This window comes from Pseudomonas sp. CGJS7, from assembly GCF_036961695.1.
In genome coordinates, this window is sequence record NZ_JBAMDI010000059.1 from 33,031 (window position 1) to 57,502 (window position 24,472).

Genomic DNA, 24,472 nt, shown 5'->3' on the forward strand with positions numbered 1-24,472 from the left:
CTACGACGGGCTGTATCCAACTGTCCACCCCCGTGGTAGGAGCGGGTTTACCCGCGAATACGGTGGTGGCGGCAACGGTGAACGGCGGGTGGGGATTGGTCAGCAGGGCCGGCCTCTTCGCGGGTGAACCCGCTCCTACGGCGGGCTGTATCCAACTGTCCACACCGTTGTAGGAGCGGGTTTACCCGCGAATACGGTGGCGGCAGCAACGGTGAACGGCGGGTGGGGATTGGCCAGCAGGGCCGGCCTCTTCGCGGGTGAACCCGCTCCTACGGCGGGCTGTATCCAACTGTCCACCCCCGTGGTAGGAGCGGGTTTACCCGCGAATACGGTGGCGGCAGCAACGGTGAACGGCGGGTGGAGATTGGCCAGCAGGGCCGGCCTCTTCGCGGGTGAACCCGCTCCTACGACTGGCTGTATCCAACTGTCCACCCCCGGGGTAGAAGCGCCCTCGGTCAGAGGAACACGAACTTGGCAATGAAGATCGCGCACAGCACCCACAGGCTGGCCGAGATTTCCTTGTATTTGCCGGTACCCGCCTTCAATGCCACATAGCTGATGAAGCCCAGGGCAATACCATCGGCGACCGAGAACGTCAGCGGCATCATGATCACCGTGACGATCGCCGGAATGCTGTCGGTGGCCTCATCCCAATGGATATGCGCCATGCTGCCCATCATCAGCATTGCAACATAGATCAGTGCACCTGCTGTCGCATAGGCCGGAATCATCCCGGCCAGCGGTGCGAAGAACATCGCGGCGATGAACAGCAGGCCTACCACCACAGCCGTCAGGCCAGTTCGGCCACCTGCGGCAACCCCCGCAGCACTCTCCACATAGCTGGTCACCGGCGGTACACCGACCACCGCGCCGAACACACTCGAGGCACTGTCAGCCTTCAACGCCTTCGACAGGTTCTCGATCCGCCCGTCCGGCGCCACCAGGTTGGCCCGTTGCGCGACGCCCATCAGGGTGCCGGCAGTGTCGAACATGTGCACGAAGAGGAACGCCAGCACCACGCTGATCATGCTGACGTTGAACACGCCAGCCACGTCCATGGCCATCCAGGTGGGCGCCAGGCTCGGCGGCATCGACATCACCCCGCCAAATTTGACCAGGCCCAGGCCCCAGCCGGCCAGGGTGACGCCAATGATGCTGATCAGGATCGCGCCGAATACCCGCTTGTAGCTGAGGATGGCGATCAGCAGGAAGCACACGGCCGCCAGCAGCGGCCCCGGCTCATGCAGCGAGCCCAGCTTGATCAGGGTGGCGGGGCTGTCGACGATGATGCCTGCAGTCTTCAGGCCGATCAGCCCGAGAAACAATCCGACGCCGGCCCCCATGGCATGGCGCAGGCTGACCGGAATGCTGTTGAGCAGCCATTCGCGCACTTTCGACAAGGTCAGGAACATGAACAACACGCCCGAGACGAATACCGCCCCCAGCGCCGTTTCCCAGTTGTAGCCCATGGTGCCGACCACGGTGTAGGTAAAGAAGGCATTGAGCCCCATGCCTGGCGCCAGGCCCACCGGCCAGTTGGCGTACAGGCCCATCAGCAGGCAGCCCAGCGCGGCGGCGATGCAGGTGGCGACGAAAGCGGCACCATGGTCGATGCCGGCGTCGGCCATGATGTTGGGGTTGACGAAGATGATGTAGGCCATGGTGATGAAGGTGGTCACCCCAGCGATCATTTCGGTTCTGACGGTGCTGCCGTGTTGCTTGAGTTTGAAAATCCGCTCCAGCCAGCTCGTTTCGAGCGGTGGGGCAAGATCCAGCGTAGGGGCTTCGGATTTGCGGCTTTCCACAGCGAGTACTCCTCAAGTCGTTCTTGTTGTTATGGAGCCAGTTTCCTGAGCGATGCACTTGGCGGCTCCGCGGGAAGGCAGACGTCTGACCGTTTGTTGACTTATGGGTCAAGAAGTTGCTCGGTGGATTATGCTTTTGTGTACAAATAAAGCAAATAATGTTTTATTTTTTGTATGCGCAATGTGTCGTACAACGGCTATATAGGTAAAACGCCCCCTGCGGAATCGCCTCAGCCTGTGTACAATGGCGCCATACTTTCTCTTCGTGCCTCGAGAGCCCATGAACGAACAGCTGCAACCTCTGAAGAAACCTGCACGAGTCGGCAAGGCCGGCCGCAGCGGTACCCAGGACGACATCGTCTACGCGCATATTTTCGAGGCGATCCTCGAGCAGCGTCTGGCTCCGGGCACCAAGTTGAGCGAGGAAGCGCTGGGCGAGATCTTTGGCGTCAGCCGCACCATCATCCGCCGCGCCTTGTCGCGCCTGGCCCACGAAAGCGTGGTGCTGCTGCGGCCGAACCGCGGCGCGGTGGTGGCCAGCCCGACTGTAGAAGAGGCGCGCCAGGTGTTCTTCTCGCGGCGCATGGTCGAACGCGCCATCACCGAGCTGGCGGTGCAGCATGCCACCCCCGATCAGCTTAACGAGCTGCGGCAGATGGTGCGTGAGGAGCGCGACAGCTTTTCGCGCGGTGACCGGGGTGCCGGCATTCGCCTGTCCGGTGAGTTCCACCTCAAGCTGGCCGAAGCGGCGGGCAATGCACCGCTGGTAAGTTTCCAGCGCAGCCTGGTATCGCAGACTTCGCTGATCATTGCCCAGTACGAAAGCGGCAACCGCTCGCACTGCTCTTACGATGAGCACATGCAGCTCATCGATGCCATCGAGGCGCGCGATGCCGAGCAGGCCGTGAGCCTGATGATGCATCACATGGACCACATCGACAGCAAGCTGAACCTGGACGAGGAGAGCGCCTCGGACGATTTGCATGCCGTGTTCTCGCATCTGTTGAAAAAACCCAAGGTTTCCGTCAAGGGTTGATCGTTTGCCTGCGTGATCGAGGGGCTGCAAGGCAGCCCTTCCAGCCACTACTGGCCATAACCCAAAGGTCTGCTAAATTCTTGTGAGCAAACCTTCATCAAGCAGTTGGGCTTGCGCATTCGTTGCGTTCAACTTCTTGAGGAATGGATTCATGAGCATGTCCCTGGGTAAACGCATGGGGGCCGAACTGATCGGCACCTTCTGGCTGGTCCTTGGTGGCTGTGGCAGTGCGGTACTCGCAGCCAGTTCCCCTCTCGGCATCGGTGTGCTCGGTGTCGCCTTCGCCTTCGGCCTCACCGTACTGACCATGGCCTTCGCCATCGGCCATATTTCTGGTTGCCATCTAAACCCTGCCGTGTCGTTCGGGCTGGTGGTGGGCGGGCGCTTCCCGGCAAAAGAGCTGCTGCCTTATGTGATCGCCCAGGTGATCGGTGCCATCCTGGCGGCCGGTGTGATCTACCTCATCGCCAGCGGCAAGGCCGGTTTCGAGCTGTCTGCGGGGTTGGCTTCAAACGGCTACGCCGACCACTCGCCCGGTGGCTATACGCTGGGTGCGGGCTTTGTCAGTGAAGTGGTGATGACGGCGATGTTCCTGGTGGTCATCATGGGGGCGACCGACGCCCGCGCACCGGCAGGTTTTGCACCCATCGCCATCGGCCTGGCCCTGACCCTGATCCACCTGATCTCGATCCCGGTGACCAATACCTCGGTCAACCCCGCGCGAAGCACGGGGCCGGCCTTGTTCGTCGGTGGCTGGGCCCTGCAGCAGCTGTGGCTGTTCTGGGTGGCGCCGCTGATCGGTGCTGCTATCGGCGGCGCGCTGTATCGGGGCCTGGCGAAAGAACCTTAACGCTGGTGCACGCAGCGCCCGGCGGCGTAGGTTTCACGTACGGTACGGTCATCGCCCAGGGTGGTGAGCACGAACAAGGTTTCTTCGATGCTGTTGGACTGCTGGATGCGGTAGTCCAGCAGTGGCGTGGCCTTGTAGTCCAGCACCACGAAGTCGGCATCATTGCCCGGGCGCAGGCTACCGATACGGTCGTCCAGGCGTAGCGCGCGGGCGCCGCCGAGGGTGGCCAGGTACAGCGATTTGTACGGATGCAGGCGCGCGCCTTGCAGCTGCATCACCTTGTATGCCTCGTTCAGGGTGTTTAGCAGAGAGAAGCTGGTGCCGGCGCCAACGTCGGTACCCAGGCCCACGTTGACCCCGAACCGCTCGGCCTGGGGCAGGTTGAACAGGCCGCTGCCGAGGAACAGGTTGGAGGTGGGGCAGAAGGCCACGGCCGAGCCGGTTTCGGCCAGGCGTTGGCACTCTTCGTCGCACAGGTGCACGCCGTGGGCAAACACCGAGCGCTCGCCCAGCAGCTCGAAGTGATCGTAGACGTCCAGATAACCCTTCTGCTCGGGGAACAGCGACTTGACCCAGTCGATTTCCTTGAGGTTTTCCGACAGGTGCGTGTGCATGTACACGCCCGGGTGCTCCTTGAGCAATTGGCCGGCCAGGGTCAATTGTTCCGGCGTGCTGGTTGGGGCGAACCGCGGGGTAACGGCATAATGCAGGCGGCCCTTGCCATGCCAGCGCTCGATCAGTGCCTTGCTTTCGGCATAGCCCGATTCGGCGGTGTCGGTCAGGTAGTCCGGCGCGTTGCGGTCCATCATCACCTTGCCGGCGATCAGGCGCAGGTCCAGGCGTTCAGCCTCTTCGAACAGGGCATTCACCGACTCCGGGTGCACGCTGCCGAATACCAGCGCAGTGGTGGTGCCGTTGCGCAGCAGTTCCTTGAGGAAGATCTTCGCCACCTGGTCGGCGTGGCCTTTGTCGGCGAACTGTTTTTCGCAGGGGAAGGTGTAGGTATTGAGCCAATCCAGCAGCTGCTCGCCGTAGGAACCGATCATGCCGGTCTGCGGGAAGTGGATGTGGGTATCGATGAAGCCCGGGGTGATCAGCGCGTCCTGGTAGTGCTCGACCGGGATGCCGGCATCCAGCGTCGGCAGCAGTTCACTGGCGTGCCCCACGGCGCTGATGCGGCCATCGTCGACCACCAGCAGGCCGTCTTCGTAGTATTCATGGGAAGCCTCCAGGCCCACCTCGGCCGGGTCGGCAATGCTGTGCAGGATGGCGGCACGGTAGGCTTTGCGGGTAACGGTCATAACACACTCGTCAAATGGCTTGGCTGCGCCGGGAGGGCGGCAGCAACTGGGCAATGGGGCCGGCATTGGCGGCAGCGTCGTGCTGGCCGAAGCAGGCGTTGTAAGTGGCAATGATTTCACCGGCGATGGACACGGCGATCTCGATGGGCAGCTTGCCTTTGACCTCGGCCAGGCCCATCGGGCAGCGCATGCGGGCCATCACGGCCTCGTCGAAGCCACGTTCGCGCAGGCGGTGCTCGAACTTGACCCGTTTGGTCTTCGAGCCGATCAGGCCGAACCAGGTGAAATCGTTGCGCTTGAGAATGGCGGCGGTCAGTTCCAGGTCGAGCTGGTGGTTGTGGGTCATGACGATGCAGTAGCTGCCGGGCGGCAGGTCTGCGATTTCGTCGACCGGTTCCTCACTGACGACCTTGGTCACCCCATTGGGGATGAGTTCGGGGAATTCCTGTTCACGCGAGTCGATCCAGCGCACCCGGCAGGGGAGCGCGGCGAGCAAGGGTACCAGAGCCCTGCCGACATGGCCCGCGCCGAACACGGCGATCTGCGCCTGTACCGCGGCCATCGGCTCGAACAGCAGCACGGTGGCGCCGCCGCAACACTGGCCCAGGCTGGCACCGAGGCTGAAGCGCTCCAGGTGCGGGGTGGTGCGCTGCTCTTCGAGCATTTGCCGGGCGATGTGCAGCGCCTTGTATTCCAGGTGGCCGCCGCCGATGGTGTCGAACAGGCCGCTGGCGCTGACCACCATCTTCGAGCCTGCGTTGCGCGGGGTAGAGCCGCGCTCTTCGATGATGGTCACCAGCACGCAAGCTTCGCCACGGGACTGGTGGTCGGCGAGGGCGTTGATCCATTGGTGCATGATGCAACCTCTCTAAGCCATGCTGCCGACCCTGGTAGGAGCGGGTTTACCCGCGAATGCGGCGGTGAAGCCACTATCGCATTCGCGGGTAAACCCGCTCCTACAAGGGCCTTGCGTTGTCAGGGGGTGATGGTTTCCAGTTCCCGTTCGCGCGACTGTGTTTCAGCCACTGCCTTGCGCATCTGCTCGCAGCCCCACAGCACCCGCTCCGGCGTTGCCGGCGCATCCACCTGCGGCTGCACGCGGTAATCAGCCAGGCTGGCCACGGCATCCTTGATTGCACACCAGGCAGCAATGCCGAGCATGAACGGGGGCTCGCCCACGGCCTTGGAGTGGAACACGGTGTCTTCCGGGTTCTTGCGGTTCTCCACCAGCTTCACTCGCAGGTCCAGTGGCATGTCGGCCACGGCCGGGATCTTGTAGCTGGCCGGGCCGTTGGTCATCAGCTTGCCTTTGGCGTTCCACACCAGCTCTTCGGTGGTCAGCCAGCCCATGCCCTGGATGAAACCGCCCTCCACCTGGCCGATGTCGATCGCAGGGTTCAGCGAATCGCCCACGTCATGCAGGATGTCGGCGCGCAACATCTTGTATTCGCCGGTCAGCGTATCGACGATCACTTCCACGCAGGCAGCGCCAAAGGCGAAGTAGTAGAACGGCCGGCCGCGGGCCTGGCTGCGGTCGTAGAAGATCTTCGGCGTGCGGTAGAACCCGGTGCTGGACAGCGACACCTGGGCGAAGTAGGCCTGCTGCACCAGTTGCTCGAAGCTGACGATCTGGTCGCGCACCCGCACATGGCCGTTGCGGAACTCGACGTCTTCCTCGGTCACTTGATAGTGCCGTGCGGCAAACTCGGTCAGGCGTTTCTTGAGGATTTCGGCGGCGTTCTGCGCCGCCTTGCCGTTCAGGTCGGCGCCGCTGGAAGCAGCCGTAGGCGAGGTGTTAGGCACCTTGTCGGTGTTGGTAGCGGTGATCTGGATGCGGCTGAAATCCACCTGGAAGATCTGCGCCACCACCTGGGCCACCTTGGTGTTCAGGCCCTGGCCCATTTCGGTGCCGCCGTGGTTCAGGTGAATGCTGCCGTCGGTGTAGATATGAATCAGTGCACCAGCCTGGTTGAGGAAGGTGGCGGTGAACGAAATGCCGAACTTGACCGGTGTCAGTGCCAGGCCTTTCTTCAGGATCGGGCTGTTGGCGTTGAAGCGGCGGATCGACTCGCGTCGCTCGGCGTAGTCGCTGCTGGCCTCCAGCTCGGCGGTCATCTCTTCGAGCATGTTGTGCTCGACGGTCTGGTAGTAGTGGGTGACGTTGCGTTCGGTCTTGCCGTAATAGTTGGCCTTGCGCACGGCCAGCGGGTCGCGGCCCAGATGACGGGCGATATGGTCCATCACCTGCTCGATGGCGACCATGCCCTGTGGGCCGCCAAAGCCGCGGTAGGCGGTGTTGGAGGCGGTGTTGGTCTTGCAGCGGTGGCCGTGGACGGTGGCATCGCCCAGGTAGTAAGCGTTGTCGGAGTGGAACATGGCACGGTCGACGATCGAACCGGACAGGTCGGGCGAATAGCCACAGTTGCCAGCCAGGTCGAAATTGATACCGTGCAGCCGGCCGTTGTCGTCGAAGCCCACGTCATACTCGACGTAGAACGGGTGGCGCTTGCCGGTCATGGTCATGTCTTCGACCCGCGGCAGGCGCATCTTGGTTGGCTGGCCGGTCAGGCGCGCGATTACCGCGCACAAGCATGCCGGGCTGGCGGCCTGGGTTTCCTTGCCGCCAAAACCGCCGCCCATGCGACGCATGTCCAGCACAACCTTGTTCATCGGCACGTCGAGTACTTCGGCGACCAGTTTCTGCACTTCGGTGGGGTTCTGGGTGGAGCAGTAGACGATCATGCCGCCGTCTTCGGTAGGCATGACCGAGGAAATCTGCGTTTCCAGGTAGAAGTGCTCCTGGCCGCCGATGTGCAGGGTGCCCTGAATGCGATGCGGGGCGCTGGCCAGGGCGGCAGCCGAATCGCCGCGCTGATGAGTGTGGCTATCGAGCACGAAGTGCTTCTTGCGCAGCGCCTCGACCACATCCAGCACCGGTTCCAGGTCTTCGTACTCGACGATGGCGGCCATGGCCGCTTTGCGTGCGGTTTCAAGATCGCGGGCAGCGACAGCGAGCACCGGCTGGCCGAAGAACTCGACCTTGTCGATGGCCAGCAGCGGGTCGCCGGCCACCACCGGGCCGATGTCCTTCAGGCCGGGGATGTCTTCGTGGGTGATGGCGATACGCACACCCTCGAAGGCATAGCACGGCGTGGTGTCGATGCGCAGGATGCGCGCATGGGCGCGGTCGGCGGTACGTGCATACACATGCAACTGGTTAGGGAATTCCAGGCGATCGTCAATGTAGAGCGCCTCCCCCGATACATGCTTGTCGGCGCTGTCGTGCTTGACGCTGCGGCCGACCCCGGTGGTCAGGTCCTGGCTGAACAGTTCGGCCATCTCGGCCTGGCTCTTGGCTACGTGATGGTTAGACATAAGCGGTCACCCGGGTTTCGATGTACGGTGTTTGCTGTTCGATGAAATACTTGCGCAGCAGGTTCTGCGCGGTCAGCAGGCGGTATTCCTTGCTGGCGCGGAAGTCGCTTAGCGGGGTGAAGTCCTCGGCCAGGGCCTGGCAGGCGCGCTCGATGGCAGCCTGGTCCCACGGCTTGCCGCGCAGCGCCGCCTCACAGGCGCGGGCGCGCTTGGGAATCGCCGCCATGCCGCCGAAGGCGATACGCACACCGCTGACCACACCGTCTTCGATGCTCAGGTTGAAGGCTGCGCACACGGCGGAGATGTCATCGTCCAGGCGCTTGGACACTTTATAGGCGCGGAACGCCCAGTCACTGGAGGCGCGCGGTACGATGATCTTCTCGATGAACTCGCTGTCCTGGCGAGCCGTGATGCGGTAGTCGATGAAGTAGTCTTCCAGCGGCATCACCCGTTGGCGTTCACCCTGGCGCAGCACCACCTGCGCGTCCAGGGCGATCAGCAGGGGTGGCGAGTCGCCGATTGGCGAGGCGTTGCCGATGTTGCCGCCGAGGGTGCCCTGGTTGCGGATCTGCAGCGAGGCGAAGCGGTGCAGCAGGGCGCCGAAGTCGGGATATTCCTCGTTAAGCGCGCCATAGCAGTCGGTGAGCGGGGTGGCGGCGCCGATTTCCAGGTGGCTGGCGGTTTTCTCGATGCGCTTGAGTTCTGCCACATGGCCGACGTAGATCATCACCGGCAAGGTCTTGTGGAACTGGGTGACTTCCAGCGCCAGGTCTGTACCACCGGCCAGCAATCGCGCTTCGGGGTGCGAGCTGTACAGGTCGGCCAGATCCGCCACGGTCAGCGGCACCAGGCAGCGCTTGTCGCCGCTGTTCAGCTCGCCGGTCTGGGTCGGGGCAATGGCCTTGAGGCGGCTGATGGTTTGCGCCTGCTGGGTATCGAACTGGTCGCGGCAGGGCTGGCGGCAGCTCTGCTCGGCGGCGTCGAGGATCGGCCGGTAACCGGTGCAGCGGCACAGGTTGCCAGCCAGGGCTTCCTGGGCCTGATGCAGGTCGGGGCCGCTGCTGTTCTTTTGCAGGGCAAACAGTGACATGACGAAGCCGGGCGTGCAGAAGCCGCATTGCGATCCGTGGCAGTCTGCCATCGCTTGTTGAACGCTGTGCAGTTGGCCCTGTTGTTTGAGCCCCTCGACGCTGATCAGTTGCTTGCCGTGCAGCGACGACACAAAGGTCAGGCACGAATTGAGGCTGCGGTAGCGCAGGCTGTCGTTACCCAGGTCGTCCTGGATCAGTTCGCCGACCACCACGGTGCAAGCGCCGCAGTCTCCACTGGCGCAGCCCTCCTTGGTGCCGGTTTTGCCCAGGTGCTCGCGCAGGTACTGCAGCACCGTCATGTTAGGGTCCAGGGCGTGCTCACTACGCAGCTCCTGGTTGACGAGAAACTGGATCACGGGGAAGGCCTCGCAATGGTTTTATTGTTGTTGGGCGGACTCTAAGCAAGACCTGTCTAGCAGGTCAATATTTTTCTGACTCAAGGGTCAAGAAAATGCACATGTCCATGCCCAGCCGCACACACTGCCTCTATTACAAGCATAGATCGCGCCGAGCGCGTGGCTGTCTGACAGGTCAAATAAACCACCTGGCCCCTCTGCGCGATTACCGCCCAAGTACGCTACAATTCGCCCCTTGTGCCCAGTTCAATGATTTTGAAGGAAAACCATGACGTTCAAGGCCCCGGACAGCCTCTCCGAGCAGATTGCCGATTACCTGGCCGAACGCATCATCCGCGGCGAGCTGGCGCCAGGCGAACGTATCCAGGAGCAGAAAGTTACCCAGGCGCTCAACGTCAGCCGCGGCTCGGTGCGCGAAGCACTGCTGATCCTCGAGCGCCGCCATCTGGTGGCGATCCTGCCGCGCCGGGGTGCCCATGTGACCGTGCTGGACGAGCGCAGCGTTCGCAGCCTGTGCTCGCTGATGGGCGAGTTTTACATCCTGCTGGGCAATGCGGTTGCGCAAAAATGGCGCACCGAAGCCGACCTGCGCCCGTTTCTGGAAATCCAGCAGCGGCTGCAGCGTGCCCATGACCAGCTCGACATCAAGACCTTCGTCGCCGACAGTTTTGCGGTCATGCGTGCGGCCTATCCGTTCGCCGACAACCCGTTCCTGCAGGAAACCGTGGAAAACCTGCAGCCGGCCATGAGCCGTGCCTATTACCTGTCGCTGGACCAGCGCCAGGCCAACATGATCGACTATCTCGACCTGTTCGCCCGCTTGCTCGAAGCCGTGGTCTCGCGTGACCTGCCGCGCATTCGCGAGGTGCTCACCGCCTATGGCCAGCGCAGCTGCGAACTGGTGCTGGCGGCACTGGCCAGAGGCTGACCGATGCGCCTGAAGTGCATTCGCCTGGCCGGGTTCAAGTCGTTCGTCGACCCGACCACGGTCAACTTCCCCAGCAACATGGCGGCGGTGGTCGGGCCAAACGGCTGCGGCAAGTCCAATATCATCGACGCGGTGCGTTGGGTGATGGGCGAGAGTTCGGCGAAGAACCTGCGCGGCGAGTCGATGACCGACGTCATCTTCAACGGCTCCAGTGGCCGCAAGCCGGTCAGTCAGGCCAGTATCGAACTGGTGTTCGACAACAGCGAAACCACCCTGGTCGGCGAGTATGCCGCCTACGCCGAGATTTCGATCCGCCGCAAGGTTACCCGCGACGGGCAGAACAGCTATTACCTCAACGGCACCAAGTGCCGACGGCGTGACATCACGGATATTTTCCTCGGGACGGGGCTGGGGCCGCGCAGCTACTCGATCATCGAGCAGGGCATGATCTCCAAGCTGATCGAGGCCAAGCCCGAGGAGCTGCGCAATTTCATCGAGGAAGCGGCTGGCATTTCCAAATACAAGGAGCGCCGCCGCGAAACCGAGAACCGCATCCGCCGCACCCAGGAAAACCTGGCGCGCCTGACCGACCTGCGCGAAGAGCTCGAGCGCCAGCTGGAGCGTCTGCATCGCCAGGCCCAGGCAGCCGAGAAGTACCGTGAGTACAAGGCTCAGGAGCGGCAGATGAAAGCGCGCCTGTCTGCCTTGCGCTGGCGAGACCTGGACGAACAAGTACGCCAGCGCGAATCGGTGATCGGCGATCAGGGCGTTTCTCACGAGGCACTGGTGGCCGAGCAGCGCAATGCCGATGCCAGTATCGAACGCCTGCGCGACGGTCATCACGAACTGTCCGAACGCTTCAACCAGGTGCAGGGTCGTTTCTACTCGGTTGCCGGTGACATCGCCCGGGTCGAGCAGAGCATTCAGCACGGCCAGCAGCGCCTGCGGCAGTTGCAGGACGACTTCAAGGAAGCCGAGCGCACACGCCTGGAAACCGAATCGCACCTGGGGCACGACCGTACCCTGCTGGCGACTTTGGGCGAAGAGCTGGCCATGCTCGAACCCGAGCAGGAAATGACCCTGGCTGCTGCCGAGGAAGCCGCTGCTGCGCTTGAAGAGGCCGAGCTGGGCATGCACGGCTGGCAGGAACAGTGGGACAGCTTCAACAGCCGCTCCGCCGAACCGCGCCGCCAGGCCGAAGTGCAGCAGGCGCGCCTGCAGCAGCTGGAAACCAGCCTTGAGCGCCAGGCCGAGCGCCAGCGTAAGTTGGTCGAGGAGCGCGAGCAACTGGGCAGCGACCCGCAGGATGCCGCCATGCTCGAACTGGCCGAGCAACTGGCCAGCAGCGAAATGCTGCTGGAAGAACTGCAGCTCTCCGAAGAGCAGGTGATCGAGCGCCTGGAAAGCGCGCGCGAGCAACTGCAGCAGGCCACCCAGGCGCAACAGCAGGCACAGGGCGACCTGCAGCGCCTGGGTGGGCGCCTGGCCTCGCTTGAAGCCTTGCAGCAGGCCGCCCTGGAGCCGGGCGCAGGTGCTGCGCAATGGCTGCACGGCCAAGGGCTGGAGCAACAGCCGCGGCTGGCCGAGGGCTTGCGGGTGGAGCCGGGTTGGGAGCTGGCAGTAGAGACGGTGCTTGGCGCCGATCTGCAGGCTGTGCTGGTGGACGATTTCAACGACCTCGATTTTGCCGGCCTGGAACAGGGTGAGCTGCGCTTGCTGCTGGCCGTCGGCGCGGGGGCGACGTTGACCGGCAGCTTGCTGGAGAAGGTCGAGGGCCGTATCGACCTGGCGCCCTGGCTGGGCCAGGTCAGGCCTGTGGAAGGCCTGGCTCAGGCACTGGAGCAGCGCGGATCGCTCGGCGAAGGGCAGAGCCTGGTCAGTCGCGATGGCTACTGGGTCGGCCGGCACTTCCTGCGGGTACGCCGGGGTGGCGAGGCCGAAGGCGGCGTGCTGGCGCGCGGCCAGGAAATCGAACGCCTGGGCCAGGAACAACTGGAACAGGAAGCGGCGCTGGAGCAACTCGATCAACAGTTGCAGGCCCTGCGCGAGCAGCAACTGGACCTGGAGGAGCAGCGCGAACAGTTGCGCCGCCGCACCCAGGATGAAAACCGCCTGCACGGCGAGCTGAAGGCCAGTCTTTCGGCCAGCCGCGCGCGCGCTGAGCAGGTCGAACTGCGCCGCCGCCGCCTGCAGGAAGAGCTGAGCGAGCTGGAAGAACAGCGCGCCCTGGAACACGAGCAACTGGGCGAAGCGCGCCTGCTGCTGCAAGAGGCTCTGGAGCTCATGGCCCAGGACACCGAGCAGCGCGAACAGTTGATGGCCCGCCGCGATACTCTGCGCGAAAGCCTTGACCGGGTGCGTCAGGAGGCCCGCCAGCACAAGGACCACGCTCACCAGCTGGCGGTGCGTCTGGGGTCGCTGCGCGCCCAGCACGACTCTACCCGCCAGGCGCTGGAGCGTCTGGAGCAGCAAGCTGCGCGCCTGACCGAACGCCAGGAACAACTGAGCCTGAACCTGGAGGAGGGTGAAGCCCCGCAGGAAGAACTGCGTCTGAAGCTGGAGGAGCTGCTGGAGCGGCGCATGAGCGTCGACGAGGAAATGCGCCTGGCTCGCCTGCACATGGACGAAGCTGACCGCGAACTGCGCGATGCCGAAAAACGCCGCACCCAGGCCGAGCAGCAGGCCCAGCTGCTGCGTGGTCAACTGGAGCAGCTGCGCCTGGAGTGCCAGGGCCTGGATGTGCGGCGCAAGACCTTGCAGGAACAGTTGCTGGCCGACGGCTATGACCTGCAAGGCGTGCTCGCCACCCTGGAAGCCGAGGCCAGCGAGCAGGGCACCGAGCAGGAGCTGGAACAGCTTGAAGCGCGCATCCAGCGCCTGGGGGCGATCAACCTGGCGGCCATCGAAGAATACGAGCAGCAGTCCGAGCGCAAACGTTACCTGGACGCCCAGGACGCCGACCTGGTCGAAGCGCTGGAGACCCTCGAAAACGTCATCCGCAAGATCGACAAGGAAACCCGCAACCGCTTCAAGGATACCTTTGATCAGATAAATGCCGGATTACAGGCACTTTTCCCAAAAGTTTTCGGTGGTGGCAGCGCTTATCTGGAACTGACGGGCGAAGATCTACTCGATACAGGGGTAACGATCATGGCGCGACCGCCGGGCAAGAAGAACAGCACCATCCATCTGCTGTCCGGCGGCGAGAAGGCACTGACCGCTTTGGCGCTGGTGTTTGCCATCTTCAAGTTGAACCCCGCACCGTTCTGCATGCTCGACGAGGTCGATGCACCGCTGGACGATGCCAACGTCGGGCGCTACGCGCGTCTGGTCAAGGAAATGAGTGAAAGCGTGCAGTTCATCTACATCACCCATAACAAGATTGCCATGGAGATGGCGGACCAATTGATGGGGGTGACCATGCATGAACCAGGTTGTTCACGCCTTGTTGCGGTTGATGTGGAGGCGGCCATGGCCATGGTCGACGCTTGATGCACGACGATAGGGGCACATTCTGCAGCGAAATGCCCCGCCGTGTGCGACAGACGGTGTAAAGTTGTCTTTGGTCGTGCTAGCTTAATGTCACTCGTTTTTTGCGTGGGTAAAACGCCTGTCAGAACATAGAGTTGGCGCCACGTGTTAAAGGGCTTTGAACCCTTTGTTTTCAAGCATATTTTTATAGAGGCACGGGATTACATGGAAATCGGTCTGCGCGAGTGGCTGATCCTCATCGGCATCATTGTTATCGCCGGGATTCTTTTCGACGGCTGGCGCCGCATGCGCGGCGGGAAAGGCAAGTTGAAATTCCGTCTGGATCGCAGTTATTCCAACCTGCCGGACGAAGAGGGTGGCAGTGCCGAAGTGCTCGGCCCGTCGCGAGTGCTCGATACCCACAAGGAGCCTGAGCTGGACGAAAGCGACCTGCCGTCGCTCAGCGCGTCTGCGCGTGATCGCGAGCGTGAGCCCAAGCCGGTCAAGGCCAGCAAGCGCGGCAAGCGTGCCAGTGCGGCTGCCGATGTGCAGCAGGGTGACCTGAACCTGAGTGCCGAGCCGCGCGAGCCCGACCTGTTTGCCGACAGCGATGACGACTTTGCCGCCGACAACAACCGTAGCAGCGGCGCAGCGCCTGCCAGCAACAGCGTCAAGGAGTTGCCACCTGCCGAAGAGGTGCTGGTCATCAGCGTGATCTCGCGCGACGAGGGTGGCTTCAAGGGCCCGGCGTTGTTGCAGAACATCCTGGAAAGCGGCTTGCGCTTCGGCGAAATGGACATCTTCCACCGCCACGAGAGCATGGCTGGTCACGGCGAGGTGCTGTTCTCGATGGCCAACGCAGTCAAGCCTGGCGTGTTCGACCTGGACGACATCGATCACTTCAGCACCCGCGCGGTGAGCTTCTTCCTCGGCTTGCCGGGCCCACGTCATCCGAAGCAGGCTTTCGACGTGATGGTTGCTGCGGCACGCAAGCTGGCCCACGAACTGAACGGTGAGCTCAAGGATGACCAGCGCAGCGTGCTGACTGCCCAGACCATCGAGCACTACCGCCAGCGTATCGTCGAGTTCGAGCGCCGTGCGCTGACCCAGAAACGCTGACAGATCCAGACGAAAGAGCAGCCTGAGGGCGTGCTGGCCGGTTCGGGTATCGTCGTTGCCTGTGCCGGCCTCTTCGCGGGTAAACCCGCTCCTACAAAGGCATGTGATGCCCTCGTAGGAGCGGGTTTACCCGCGAAGAGGCCGGCACAGGCAACGACTCCCTAGAACCCCACGCACCACCCCAAGCTGCTCTTTTGCTTTGCAAGAGAAGACAATCCCATGACCGCCGAAACCCGTATCCTCGAACTGCGTGCCGAGCTCGATCAGCACAATTATCGCTACTACGTGCTCGACGAGCCCAGCGTGCCTGATGCCGAATACGACCGCCTGTTCAACGAGCTCAAGGCGCTGGAAGCCGAACACCCGCACCTGGTAACCCCCGACTCGCCCACCCAGCGTGTGGGTGGAGCTGCCTTGGCTGCGTTCAGCCAGGTGCGCCACGAAGTGCCGATGCTCAGCCTGGGCAACGCCTTCGAAGAAGCCGACCTGCGTGAGTTCGGCCGTCGCGTGGTAGAAGGCCTCGATCAGCCTGGCGCGGTCGACTACAGCTGCGAACCCAAGCTCGATGGCCTGGCCGTGAGCCTGCTATACCGCGACGGCCAGCTGGTGCAGGGTGCCACCCGTGGCGACGGCACCACTGGCGAAGACATCAGTGCCAACGTACGCACCGTGCGCAACATCCCGCTCAAGTTGCAGGGCAAGGGCTGGCCGGCGGTGCTGGAGGTGCGCGGCGAGGTATACATGAGCAAGGCCGGCTTCGACCGGCTCAATGCCGCCCAGGCCGAGGCCGGTGGCAAGACCTTCGCCAACCCGCGCAACGCTGCCGCTGGCAGCCTGCGCCAGCTGGATTCGAAAATTACCGCCAGCCGCCCGCTGGAGTTCTGCTGCTATGGCGTTGGCCAGGTGTCCGAGAGCATCGGCGACAGCCACATCGGCATCCTCGAGCAACTCAAGGCCTGGGGCCTGCCGATCAGCCGCGAGCTCAAGCATGCGGCGGGCATCGAAGAATGCCTGGCCTACTACCGCGACATTGGCGAGCGGCGTAACAGCCTGCCGTATGAGATCGACGGGGTAGTGTTCAAGGTCAACAGCCTGGCCGCCCAGCGCGAGCTGGGCTTCCGCGCCCGTGAGCCGCGCTGGGCGATTGCCCACAAGTTCCCGGCCATGGAAGAGCTGACCGAGGTGCTGGACGTTGAGTTCCAGGTTGGCCGTACGGGTGCAGTCACGCCTGTGGCGCGCCTGAAGCCGGTCAAGGTGGCCGGTGTGACCGTGTCCAACGCCACCTTGCACAACATGGACGAAATCGCCCGCCTGGGCCTGCGTATCGGCGACACGGTGATCATTCGCAGGGCCGGCGACGTGATCCCGCAGGTGATGCAGGTGGTGCTGGAGCGTCGTCCGCAAGGCGCCCGCCCGGTAGAGGTGCCAAGCGCATGCCCGGTCTGTGGCTCGCAGGTCGAGCGTACCCGGCTGGTAAAGCGCAGCAAGGGCAAGGAAACCACCAGCGAAGGTGCGGTGTACCGCTGTGTCGGCCGCCTGGCCTGTGGCGCCCAGCTCAAGCAGGCGATCATTCATTATGTGTCGCGCCGTGCCATGGACATCGACGGTCTGGGTGAGAAGAGCGTCGAGCAGTTGGTGGATGAAGGCCTGATCGGCTCGCCGGCTGACCTGTACAAGCTGCAGTTCGAGCAGATCGTCGGCCTGGAAGGCTTCGCCGAGGTGTCTACCCAGAAGCTGCTGGATGCCATTGAAGCCAGCAAGCGCCCGAGCCTGGCGCGCTTCATCTACGCGCTGGGCATCCCGGATGTCGGCGAGGAGACCGCCAAGGTGCTGGCCCGCTCGCTGGGCAGCCTGGCGCGCGTGCAGCAGGCATTGCCGCAGGTGCTGACCTATTTGCCGGACATCGGTCTCGAAGTGGCCTACGAGATCCACAACTTCTTTGAAGACGAGCACAACCAGAAGGTTATCCAGCAACTGCTCGACAGCGGTATGCAGTTGCAGGACGAAGGCGAACTGGCTGCCGAATTTGCCGCCAGCACCACCTTGGCCGGGATGATCGCCAAGCTCGACATTGCCTCCGTCGGCCCGACCGGTGCCGAGAAGTTGGTGGCCAGGCTCGACAGCCTGGACAAGATCATCGCCGCCGACGGCATTGACCTGCGCCAGGCCCTGGCGGCCAAGCAGGCCGACGCAGTGCGTGAGTTCTTCAAGGATGAAGCAAACCAGAAACTGGCCCGGGACATCGAAGCGCAGCTGCTGGCGTTCGGCATGCACTGGAGCAGCGAGAAGAAGGTGGCCGAAGGCTTGCCGCTGGCCGGCCAGACCTGGGTGCTGACCGGTACGCTGGAGCGCATGAGCCGCGACATTGCCAAGGACAAGTTGGAAAGCCTGGGGGCCAAGGTTGCCGGTTCCGTTTCCGGCAAGACCCACTGCGTGGTGGCAGGTCCGGGGGCAGGTTCCAAGCTGGCCAAGGCTGCTGAGCTGGGTGTGAAGGTACTGGACGAAGATGCCTTCGTCACATTCCTGGCCGAACAGGGCATAGCGGTCTAGGCATCCGTGCCCCCTGTGGGGGGCAACTGTCTTGCTCAAAACTTGAAAAGCCAGCGCGGTCGCCCGTAGGAGCGGGTTTACCCGCGAAGAGGCCCGTCCAGGCCATCTCGACCCTGACAAGTCATTGAGAAATGATGACTTTTTCTGCCGCGGTGGTTGTATCTGCTCCAAAGACCGGTACAATGGCGCCACTCGCTGCTCAGCGAGGCATGTTGTGGTGGCCCCATCGGTCCCCCCGCATTGATTACCCGTTAACCTGGTCAGGCCCGGAAGGGAGCAGCCATAGCGGGAACATCGAGTGCCGGGGTGTGGCTGGTGGGGCCGCCTCCATTTCTGGGGCCGCAAAACCTCAATCTGTAACGAACGCCCTCGTTCTTTCCTGCTTTTCGCCCAATGCTCCCGCCGCCGACAGCTTCATCAGCCGCTGGAATTTCGGGCATGCCAGATGATCTTTCTCAGGGCATTGCGCGGCATGCCGCAACCCCTTGCTCATCGCCTGCAACCGCTTGATCCGCGCATCCAGCTCGTCCGCCTTGGCCATCAGCATCTGCCGGTCGACCTGCAGGTCCACCAGCATCGCCCCCACTTCATCCAGCGAAAACCCCGCAGCCTGCCCCAGGGCGATCAGCGCCAGCCTGTCCGCCACATCGGCTGCAAACTGTCGTCGCTGGCCGCGCCCGGCCAGGGACTTGAGCAAGCCTTTCTTCTCGTAGTAGCGGAGTGTCGATGCAGGTACGCCTGTGCGTTTGGCGACGTCGGCAATGTCCATTTCGGGCCCTTGACTTGAAGTTGACTTCAACTTCTATGCTGCGCGGCATGGGTAAGGACCGTCAACTTTCGAGGGCTTGTTCAATGACGTTTACTGCTATGTTTTTAGCTGCGTTGCCGATTGGCATCGGCGCCACTGTAGTGATGGACCTGTGGGGCCTGCTGCTGAGGCGGTTGGGTGTGGCAACGCTGAACTTTGCCATGGTCGGGCGTTGGGCGGGGCACTTGCTAGGCGGGCGTGTTTCGCACCAAGCGATTGCCAAAGCGGAACCGGTGCGAAATGAGTTGGCGTGGGGATGGGTGATTCACTACGCCACCGGCGTGCTTTTCGCGATGCTGCTGGTTGTGATCGTAGGGGAGGGCTGGTTGCGGTCGCCTACTCTTTTACCTGCAGTAGTTGTAGGTGTGGGTACAGTCGTGGCGCCGTTTTGCCTCATGCAGCCGGCGATGGGGGCAGGGTTCTTTGCGTCCAGAACGCCGACACCTGCGCGGAACTGTCTGAAGAGCCTGGCCACGCATTTTGTGTTTGGTGTGGGGTTGTTCTTGAGTGCGTATTTACGGGCTTTGGTGTGAAGACAGGGATCCCGATTACAGTAAGCACATGATCAGAGTGCCCGCTTTTAAGATAGGTCTGATAACGGTCTAGGAAAGCCCCTACACGTCAGGCAGGCATAGCGAATTATCCTACGTGTTCCGTCGACTCCCGTCTGATTGTCCCGGTCAACCTCGCCCACTAGGCTTTCGCGGTCGCTGTCAGTTCAGCGATCGGGTGTGGAAGCCTGGGTGGCACATGGGACAGTTGTCATTTATGGCGGCTGTGCGCGGGAGGTATTCGTACCTGCCGGGTCTACCGTGTGCCTGGTCTTCCACCCCGCGTACAGTTGCCACCCTAATGCGTGGAAGCAGAAGGGGACAACACAGCCAACACGGAGCTGTCATGAAAAAACTGGTCCCCGATCCGCCCCACGTCTTCGATCTTCCCCAAGGCAAATCCCTTTCCCGCGCGATCAGCGAAGGCATCGTCCCGATGGAGTTCGCGTTGATGAATGTTTCCCACTAACTGATGTTCGCCTACAGCGATAGCCGCCGGGCGCTTGAGCGTATTCAGGACGAAGAAACCAGGCAGTTATTGGAGCATGGGTTGCGGGCCATGCAGATTGCCTGGGGGCAGGCGGATGCTGTCAGCGTGGCGTTTGAACGTAAAGGCCGGTGACATTGAGTTTGTGATAGAGATTGTAGTGTGCCGCACAACGCTGTGGGAGCGGGCGTGCCCGCGAAGAATATAGCGCGGTGGATGGCACGGGCTTCGCCCGTGTTCGCGGGCAAGCCCGCTCCCACAGAGAACGCGCCAGCTTTTAGAAATTGAGCAAGACAGTTGCTCTCACAGTGTTTGCGCAAGCGTTCGCGAAATGAGCAGGGCGTTAGTTGCGCTGGCTGTGTGCCGGCATTTTGCTGGGTATTTCGGGGCGGGCCACAGACATACTGTCCGGGTCGCCCGTCGCTTCATACCGCTGCAAAATCCGCTCTATCTCCCTCGACTGCTTCATCCTTACCAACGCCCGCAACAGCCCTTGTGTCGGTATCGCCGGATCGTTGCGCACCATGCACCCCAAATCCTGTTCGTCCAGCACCGCCAGCGCTTGCAATTGCTGCTCCGCTGGCAACCCTTGGTTGAACCACTGCAACGACAACTGGTTGCTCACCGCATGGCGATACCGGCCGGCCTGCAGCTTTTGCAGCACCAGCAACTGGTTGCGGCTGTCCTCACGGTGCAATTGGCCGTGGTCCAGCAGTGGTTGCAGGGTTGAATAGGTGTAGCCCAGTACCGTGCCGATCGCCTGGGGTGGCAGTTGCTCCGGGGGTATCGGGGTGCTGTCGCCGGCGCGGCCAACCAGTACGTCGCGCTGGTGAATCAGCGGGATACTCCACACAAAATCCCTTGGACGGTCGTTGAGCCACTGGGTGCTGACGTAGCAACGCACATCAATATCGCCGCTGCTCATGGCTTCCTCCAGGCGCAGGCGGGCCATGACGTGGAACTCGGGGCGAGCGCCCACTTGCCTGGCAACGGCTTGCATCAGGTCGTAAAGCAATCCCTCCACTGGCTGATCACCTTCGATGCGTACCAGGGGCATGCTCCAGCTCTCGGCTACGGAGAAGCGCAGCACCGGCTGGTCAGCCAGGCTGTTTGTAGACCACAGCAGTAACAGGGCCAGCAGTCTTCGCAAAGGCAATCCTCCCTGGACAATGCGCCATTCCAAGCTTAGACGAGTTGCGCAGGGTGCAATTTTGCCCCCGCTCCGCTAGCATTAGCGATCTTCCGCTCGATCAGGCTACGATGGTTTTTCGATGAGTTATCAGGTTCTTGCACGAAAATGGCGTCCGCGCTCGTTCCGCGAAATGGTCGGCCAGACCCATGTGCTCAAGGCCTTGATCAATGCCTTGGACAACCAGCGCCTGCACCATGCCTACCTGTTCACCGGTACCCGCGGCGTGGGCAAGACGACCATCGCCCGTATTATCGCCAAGTGCCTGAACTGTGAAACCGGCATCACCTCCACCCCCTGTGGCACCTGTTCGGTGTGCCGGGAAATCGACGAAGGCCGTTTCGTCGACCTGATCGAGATCGACGCCGCCAGCCGTACCAAGGTCGAGGACACTCGCGAACTGCTCGATAACGTGCAGTACGCCCCTAGCCGTGGGCGCTTCAAGGTCTACCTGATCGACGAAGTGCACATGCTCTCGACCCACTCGTTCAACGCCTTGCTCAAGACGCTGGAAGAGCCGCCGCCCTACGTCAAGTTCATCCTCGCCACCACCGACCCGCAGAAGCTGCCGGCCACCATCCTGTCGCGCTGCCTGCAGTTCTCGTTGAAGAACATGAGCCCGGAGCGGGTGGTGGAGCACCTCAGCCACGTACTGGCCGCCGAGAACGTGCCGTTCGAGGAGGATGCCCTGTGGCTGCTGGGCCGTGCCGCCGATGGTTCCATGCGCGATGCCATGAGCCTGACCGACCAGGCCATCGCCTTCGGTGAAGGCAAGGTACTGGCCGCCGATGTACGTGCCATGTTGGGTAGCCTCGACCATGGCCAGGTGTATGGGGTCCTGCAGGCACTGCTCGAAGGCGATGCCAGGGCTTTGCTGGAGGCCGTGCGTAATTTGGCCGAGCAAGGGCCGGACTGGTCGGGCGTTCTGGCTGAAATGCTCAATGTGCTGCACCGTGTAGCCATTGCCCAGGCGCTGCCCGAAGCGGTAGACAACGGCCAGGGTGATCGCGAGCGGGTATTGGCGCTGGCTTCGGCGCTGCCGGCCGAGGATGTGCAGTTCTATTATCAGATGGGCCTGATTGGCCGCCGTGACCTGCCCCTTGCGCCGGACCCGCGCGGTGGCTTCGAGATGGTGCTGCTGCGTATGCTGGCGTTCCGCCCGGCAGACACGGACGACGCACCGAAGCCGGTGCTAAAGCCAACGGGGATCAGCCAGGCCACAGCTGATCCTGCAGGGCAGGTGGCAGCTGCGGCGCCGGTCGCGCTTTCACCGCCTGTCGCGGCTGTGCCGGCGGAGCCTGTTGCGCAAGCCCCGCAGCTGGAGGTGCCAGCACCCGCGACGGCTGATCATGAGCCGGAGGCCGAGGCAGATGTTGAGCTGAAGGCCGAAGCCGAGGCCATCTCCGTACCTGAGCCTGTTGCCGAAGTGGTCGACCTGCCGTGGGAAGAGCCTGCCGTTGCACCCGCGCCGTTAGCGGCCGAACCTGCGCCTGAACCGGCACCTGCGCCCGAGCCTGTTGCCCCGGTGGCGCCCACACAGGCCGCCCCGGCACACGACGAGCCGCCTTTCGACCCGTCTGCCTACGCTGCCGTGGGGATGGAGCGCGACGATGAGCCGCCGCTTGACGAAGACTATTACGGCGGCGAAAGCGATCCGGCAGGTTTCAGCTACCTGGACGAGTTGGCCGAACATGTTCAGGAAGACGTGTCCAAACCGGCTGCCGAACCGTTGCCGGCAGCCAAACCGGCCACCGGCCTGGCCTTGCAATGGCTGGAATTATTCCCACAGTTGCCTGTGTCCGGGATGACAGGCAACATCGCGGCAAACTGTACGCTGATTGCCGCCGATGGCGACGACTGGTTGCTGCACCTGGACCCGGGCCAGGGGGCGCTGTTCAACGCCACCCAGCAGCGGCGCCTGAACGAAGCGCTCAACCAGCACTTGGGGCGCACGCTGAACCTGCGCATCGAGCTGATCCTGCCCGAGCAGGAAACCCCGGCTCAGGCGGCGGCACGCAAGCGAGCCGAGCGCCAGCAGGACGCCGTCGCGTCGATCGAGCAGGATCCGTTGATCCAGCAGATGATCAAGTTGTTCGGCGCCAAGGTGCGGCAGGATACTATTGAGCCTGTAGAAGCCCTGGTCAGTCAGGGCCAGTAATGGATAACCATGCGGCCGGCCCGGTGCCGGGCCGCATCACATGACCCAATCGAGGTATACCCCATGATGAAAGGTGGCATGGCCGGCCTGATGAAGCAGGCCCAGCAGATGCAGGAAAAAATGCAGAAGATGCAGGAAGAACTGGCCAACGCCGAAGTCACCGGCCAGTCCGGTGGCGGGCTGGTGAGCGTGGTGATGACCGGTCGTCATGACGTCAAGCGCGTCAGCATCGACCAGAGCCTGATGTCGACTGATGAAGATGACAAGGAAGTACTGGAAGACCTCATTGCCGCTGCGCTGAACGACGCCGTGCGCAAGGTTGAGCAAAGCAGCCAGGAAAAGATGGGCGGCATGACCGCCGGCATGCAGCTGCCGCCAGGCTTCAAGATGCCGTTCTAAGGCATTGAGGTACTCAAAAACGCCGCTGATATCAGCGGCGTTTTTTTTGCGTAGATTTCAACCCAGACGCGGTCTGCTTTTTTATGTCGGGACAACTGTTTTGCTCGAACTTTGAAATTTTGCACGATCACTGTGGGAGCGGGCATGCCCGCGAACGCGGGCGAAGCCCGTGCCATCCACTGTGCAGCCTGCTTCGCGGGCATGCCCGCTCCCACAGTGATCACACTAGCTTTCCAGTTTTGTGCAAGGCAGTTGCTCTCATAAAACTGCAGGCCGCGTAGACTTGGGGTGACCTGATTTGACGCCACCGCCCCCGCTGGGTATAAACCGCCTCTTATTGAATTGTCAGGCCTTTCCCATGAGCTTCAGCCCTCTCATCCGCCAACTGATCGATGGCCTGCGCATCTTGCCAGGCGTTGGCCAGAAAACCGCCCAGCGCATGGCCCTGCAACTGCTCGAGCGCGACCGCAGTGGCGGGCTGCGCCTGGCTCAGGCCTTGACCCAGGCCATGGAAGGGGTAGGGCATTGCCGCCAGTGTCGCACCCTCACCGAGCAGGACCTGTGCCCGCAGTGCGCCGACCCGCGCCGTGACGACACACAGCTGTGCGTGGTCGAGGGGCCGACCGATGTGTATGCGGTGGAGCAGACGGGCTACCGTGGCCGTTACTTTGTGCTCAAGGGGCACCTGTCGCCGCTGGATGGCCTGGGGCCTGAGGCGATCGGTATTCCGCAGCTGATGGCGCGGATCGAAGAGCAGGGCACCTTTACCGAGGTGATCCTGGCGACCAACCCGACAGTGGAGGGGGAGGCGACGGCGCATTACATTGCCCAGTTGCTGAGCGAGAAGGGCTTGGTGGCGTCTCGCATTGCCCATGGTGTGCCACTGGGCGGCGAGCTGGAGATGGTAGACGGCGGTACCCTGGCCCATGCCTTTGCAGGGCGCCGGCCCATTTCGCTCTGATTCATTGGGGCCGCTTGGCGGCCCATTCGCGGGTAAA

At 62.7% G+C, this 24,472-nt stretch carries 20 protein-coding genes and 1 other RNA gene; 13 read left to right on the forward strand and 8 right to left on the reverse strand.

Going from position 1 to position 24,472, the window contains the following annotated elements; all coding sequences use genetic code 11:
- Positions 1-455: 455 nt before the first annotated feature.
- A complete protein-coding gene (locus V7787_RS29260) occupies positions 456-1,805 on the reverse strand; it encodes an NCS2 family permease (RefSeq protein ID WP_013973528.1) in 1,350 nt (449 codons plus the stop codon).
- Positions 1,806-2,085: 280 nt separating this feature from the next.
- Between V7787_RS29260 and V7787_RS29265 the strand changes: the two genes are divergently transcribed.
- Both V7787_RS29265 and aqpZ read left to right on the forward strand, forming a co-directional pair.
- Complete coding sequence (locus tag V7787_RS29265) at positions 2,086-2,841, forward strand: GntR family transcriptional regulator (RefSeq protein ID WP_004577063.1); 756 nt, start codon at positions 2,086-2,088, stop codon at positions 2,839-2,841.
- A 151-nt stretch (positions 2,842-2,992) separates the two neighbouring features.
- A complete protein-coding gene (aqpZ, locus tag V7787_RS29270; RefSeq protein ID WP_014590205.1) occupies positions 2,993-3,691 on the forward strand; it encodes an aquaporin Z in 699 nt (232 codons plus the stop codon).
- On the opposite strand, the gene guaD is transcribed toward aqpZ, so the two are convergent.
- The 4 genes from guaD to xdhA all read right to left on the reverse strand — a co-directional run bounded on the left by guaD (position 3,688) and on the right by xdhA (position 9,814).
- Positions 3,688-4,992: a guanine deaminase gene (gene guaD / locus V7787_RS29275; protein WP_010955026.1), complete on the reverse strand. Its 1,305-nt coding sequence runs from the start codon at positions 4,990-4,992 to the stop codon at positions 3,688-3,690. The genes aqpZ and guaD overlap by 4 nt on opposite strands.
- 10 nt (positions 4,993-5,002) lie before the next feature.
- Positions 5,003-5,848: a xanthine dehydrogenase accessory protein XdhC gene (xdhC, locus tag V7787_RS29280; protein WP_064493458.1), complete on the reverse strand. Its 846-nt coding sequence runs from the start codon at positions 5,846-5,848 to the stop codon at positions 5,003-5,005.
- Positions 5,849-5,967: 119 nt separating this feature from the next.
- Positions 5,968-8,367 (reverse strand): xanthine dehydrogenase molybdopterin binding subunit, encoded by a 2,400-nt coding sequence (gene xdhB / locus V7787_RS29285; RefSeq protein WP_064493457.1) that lies wholly within the window; start codon positions 8,365-8,367, stop codon positions 5,968-5,970.
- Complete coding sequence (gene xdhA, locus V7787_RS29290) at positions 8,360-9,814, reverse strand: xanthine dehydrogenase small subunit (RefSeq protein WP_064493456.1); 1,455 nt, start codon at positions 9,812-9,814, stop codon at positions 8,360-8,362. The genes xdhB and xdhA overlap by 8 nt, the downstream gene beginning before the upstream one ends.
- A 268-nt stretch (positions 9,815-10,082) precedes the next feature.
- Between xdhA and V7787_RS29295 the strand changes: the two genes are divergently transcribed.
- The 5 genes from V7787_RS29295 to ffs all read left to right on the forward strand — a co-directional run bounded on the left by V7787_RS29295 (position 10,083) and on the right by ffs (position 18,203).
- Positions 10,083-10,742: a GntR family transcriptional regulator gene (locus V7787_RS29295; protein WP_064493455.1), complete on the forward strand. Its 660-nt coding sequence runs from the start codon at positions 10,083-10,085 to the stop codon at positions 10,740-10,742.
- Positions 10,743-10,745: 3 nt separating this feature from the next.
- On the forward strand, positions 10,746-14,234 hold the full coding sequence (gene smc, locus V7787_RS29300) for a chromosome segregation protein SMC (RefSeq protein ID WP_336090861.1): 3,489 nt from the start codon (positions 10,746-10,748) through the stop codon (positions 14,232-14,234).
- A 204-nt stretch (positions 14,235-14,438) separates the two neighbouring features.
- Positions 14,439-15,332 (forward strand): cell division protein ZipA, encoded by an 894-nt coding sequence (gene zipA / locus V7787_RS29305; RefSeq protein ID WP_020193514.1) that lies wholly within the window; start codon positions 14,439-14,441, stop codon positions 15,330-15,332.
- 219 nt (positions 15,333-15,551) lie between these two features.
- Positions 15,552-17,882 (forward strand): NAD-dependent DNA ligase LigA, encoded by a 2,331-nt coding sequence (gene ligA, locus V7787_RS29310; RefSeq protein WP_064493453.1) that lies wholly within the window; start codon positions 15,552-15,554, stop codon positions 17,880-17,882.
- A gap of 224 nt (positions 17,883-18,106) precedes the next feature.
- Positions 18,107-18,203: signal recognition particle sRNA small type (gene ffs / locus V7787_RS29315), an RNA gene on the forward strand.
- Between the two features lie 28 nt (positions 18,204-18,231).
- Here the strand turns inward: ffs and V7787_RS29320 are convergent.
- Positions 18,232-18,651, reverse strand: coding sequence for a helix-turn-helix domain-containing protein (locus tag V7787_RS29320; protein WP_064493452.1), 420 nt, complete (start codon positions 18,649-18,651; stop codon positions 18,232-18,234).
- 83 nt (positions 18,652-18,734) lie between these two features.
- Here V7787_RS29320 and V7787_RS29325 point away from each other — a divergent pair, with 83 nt between their 5' ends.
- The 3 genes from V7787_RS29325 (at position 18,735) to V7787_RS29335 (ending at position 19,863) form a co-directional block, all read left to right on the forward strand.
- Positions 18,735-19,223, forward strand: coding sequence for a DUF2938 domain-containing protein (locus tag V7787_RS29325; RefSeq protein ID WP_064493451.1), 489 nt, complete (start codon positions 18,735-18,737; stop codon positions 19,221-19,223).
- A gap of 364 nt (positions 19,224-19,587) precedes the next feature.
- Positions 19,588-19,710 carry a hypothetical protein gene (locus V7787_RS29330; protein WP_269200514.1) on the forward strand — a complete coding sequence of 41 codons (123 nt, stop codon included), beginning with the start codon at positions 19,588-19,590 and terminating at the stop codon, positions 19,708-19,710.
- Between the two features lie 3 nt (positions 19,711-19,713).
- A complete protein-coding gene (locus V7787_RS29335) occupies positions 19,714-19,863 on the forward strand; it encodes a hypothetical protein (RefSeq protein WP_231114320.1) in 150 nt (49 codons plus the stop codon).
- Between the two features lie 208 nt (positions 19,864-20,071).
- Here the strand turns inward: V7787_RS29335 and V7787_RS29340 are convergent, their stop codons facing one another.
- Positions 20,072-20,878 (reverse strand): substrate-binding periplasmic protein, encoded by an 807-nt coding sequence (locus V7787_RS29340; protein ID WP_064493450.1) that lies wholly within the window; start codon positions 20,876-20,878, stop codon positions 20,072-20,074.
- A gap of 121 nt (positions 20,879-20,999) precedes the next feature.
- Between V7787_RS29340 and dnaX the strand changes: the two genes are divergently transcribed.
- Both dnaX and V7787_RS29350 read left to right on the forward strand, forming a co-directional pair.
- A complete protein-coding gene (gene dnaX, locus V7787_RS29345; protein ID WP_064493449.1) occupies positions 21,000-23,075 on the forward strand; it encodes a DNA polymerase III subunit gamma/tau in 2,076 nt (691 codons plus the stop codon).
- Between the two features lie 63 nt (positions 23,076-23,138).
- Positions 23,139-23,474 carry a YbaB/EbfC family nucleoid-associated protein gene (locus tag V7787_RS29350; RefSeq protein WP_003254305.1) on the forward strand — a complete coding sequence of 112 codons (336 nt, stop codon included), beginning with the start codon at positions 23,139-23,141 and terminating at the stop codon, positions 23,472-23,474.
- On the opposite strand, the gene V7787_RS29355 is transcribed toward V7787_RS29350, so the two are convergent.
- Positions 23,471-23,677 carry a hypothetical protein gene (locus V7787_RS29355; RefSeq protein WP_336090863.1) on the reverse strand — a complete coding sequence of 69 codons (207 nt, stop codon included), beginning with the start codon at positions 23,675-23,677 and terminating at the stop codon, positions 23,471-23,473. The genes V7787_RS29350 and V7787_RS29355 overlap by 4 nt on opposite strands.
- A gap of 155 nt (positions 23,678-23,832) precedes the next feature.
- On the opposite strand from V7787_RS29355, the gene recR reads away from it, so the two are divergent.
- Positions 23,833-24,435 (forward strand): recombination mediator RecR, encoded by a 603-nt coding sequence (recR, locus tag V7787_RS29360; RefSeq protein WP_064493448.1) that lies wholly within the window; start codon positions 23,833-23,835, stop codon positions 24,433-24,435.
- Positions 24,436-24,472 lie beyond the last annotated feature (37 nt).